The sequence below is a fragment of the Neobacillus drentensis genome, from assembly GCF_036966985.1.
Lineage (GTDB): Bacteria > Bacillota > Bacilli > Bacillales > Cytobacillaceae > Neobacillus > Neobacillus drentensis_E.
Genome location: NZ_JBALSN010000500.1, coordinates 4,168 through 5,918, shown reverse-complemented (window position 1 = coordinate 5,918; position 1,751 = coordinate 4,168). Strand labels below are relative to the sequence as shown.

Sequence of the window (1,751 nt, the reverse complement as noted above, 5' to 3'; positions counted from 1 at the left end):
GGTTAAAATATCAAAATGATAATCCTCTTAATTAAAAGCCTTAATAAGAAATTTGTTACAAAATCTCTTTAGCCGTTAACAACCTCCCCGTTCAAAAGGGGAGGTTGTCTTGGTGAATCTCAATTTAGTAAGTTAAAACATGCCGTTCTCATTAGGGGAGTCCTCGGGTATGGGTTGTCCGATATCCCACAATTCAACGATTTTGTTATCTTGGAAACGAAAGATATGGACCACAGCTCCACCGAGATCCTCTGGGTGCTGCTTCACATGCGAGTGAACGGCTACGGTATCCTTCTCTTGAATTGCAAGTTTGACCTCAAGGATTTTGTTCGGGTTTAAAGCTGCATTTTCTTCCATCGCGAGCATGAGCGAATCAGCATCGCCGCGGAAATAGGGGTTATGGTGACGAAAGTCTGGTCCTATGTAACGCTGGTATGCTTCACGAACCTTCCCTGAGGCGACGAGTTGTAAAAAAGACACAGCCTTTTCTTTAAATGAGAGGTTCGATGTTATCGATTGTTCCATAGTCAGTAATTCCTCCATTTTCCGCTTTTTTTCACCGATGCTGATCAAGAAGAATTTGATTTCCGTCTGGATCCTCAATGATCAAATGCGCGGGACCATTAGTGGCTTCATCTGCTTCCGTCAGTAATTTTATGCCTTCAGACTTAAGTTGTTTTTGAATGTCTCGAATGTCCGTAAACGTTTCAAGATTCTCAGCATTTTGATTCCATCCAGGATTAAAGGTCAGAATGTTCTTTTCAAACATCCCTTGGAACAACCCGATGACACAATTTTCATTCTTCATAATCAGCCAATTTTGCGTTATGTCACCACCAAAAGCTTGGAATCCTAATTTTTCGTAGAATGATTTGGATAAATGAATATCTTTGACATTTAAACTTACAGAAAATGCACCTAGTTTCATATGATCTCCTTTTTTTAAGTGATGTGGGTAAATCACTTTATTTAATTTAACTATAAATGACAATATTGAAATTCACAACATTTTCCATAAGGTGTAATGGACAATGAATTTCCGTTAAAGCTTTAGAGCATTCCTTTGAAGTGAGGAGTGGTTTTTATCTTTGTATAAGATCGAAAGAATGTTTATAAGCAATAAAAATATAATTATAATCATTAATTATTTATTGTAAAACGATAAAATGGATGGTAAGATCATATCAAAGGAAAAGAAAGATCTCTTTTACAAAAATTAGAATCAAATTCATAAAAGGGGAGTTACTCATGAATTTAACCATCCAAAGTGATTCTCAGAAAAAACCTTTGAAGGCACAAATTATTAGATCACTTAAACAACTTGTTCGTTTTGGTTGGGAGCAGGCCCTATCATGTTTGTTTCCTGTCGTTATTTTTGCCTCTTTGGCTATTACACAAATCATCCCACTTCCCATCCTGCCGCGGTATGACTGGCTGCTCATCATTTGCCTTCTGATGCAGTGGTGGATGGTGCGTTCCGGACTTGAAACACGGGATGAACTTAAGGTGATCACTATGTTCCACCTTATTGGACTTACTCTTGAACTTTTCAAGGTGCATATGGGCTCTTGGTCTTATCCGGAAGAAGGATATTTTAAAATTTTGGGAGTACCTTTGTATAGCGGATTCATGTACGCGAGTGTAGCGAGTTTTCTTTGCCAGGCGTGGAGGAGGCTTAAGGTTGATCTGGTTAATTGGCCGCCGTTTTTAGTGGTAGTACCTCTTGCCGCTGCGATTTATTTAAATTTTTT

General features: G+C 38.3%; 3 protein-coding genes. 1 reads left to right on the top strand and 2 read right to left on the bottom strand.

Annotated features, from left to right (window positions below):
- Positions 1-132: 132 nt before the first annotated feature.
- Both V7659_RS26445 and V7659_RS26440 read right to left on the bottom strand, forming a co-directional pair.
- The gene (locus tag V7659_RS26445) at positions 133-525 is read right to left on the bottom strand and encodes a nuclear transport factor 2 family protein (RefSeq protein ID WP_335543068.1); all 393 of its coding nucleotides are present in this window, start codon (positions 523-525) and stop codon (positions 133-135) included.
- A 31-nt stretch (positions 526-556) separates the two neighbouring features.
- Entirely contained in the window at positions 557-928 is a 372-nt protein-coding gene (locus tag V7659_RS26440; protein WP_335543067.1) for a VOC family protein, read from the bottom strand.
- Positions 929-1,302: 374 nt separating this feature from the next.
- On the opposite strand from V7659_RS26440, the gene V7659_RS26435 reads away from it, so the two are divergent.
- The coding region (locus tag V7659_RS26435) for a DUF817 family protein (protein ID WP_335543073.1) at positions 1,303-1,751 on the top strand (449 nt) is incomplete at its 3' end.

Coding starts and splice junctions, on each gene's coding strand:
- V7659_RS26445 (WP_335543068.1), bottom strand. CDS start 525: ATGGAACAATCGATAACATCGAACCTCTCATTTAAAGAAAAGGCTGTG.
- V7659_RS26440 (WP_335543067.1), bottom strand. CDS start 928: ATGAAACTAGGTGCATTTTCTGTAAGTTTAAATGTCAAAGATATTCAT.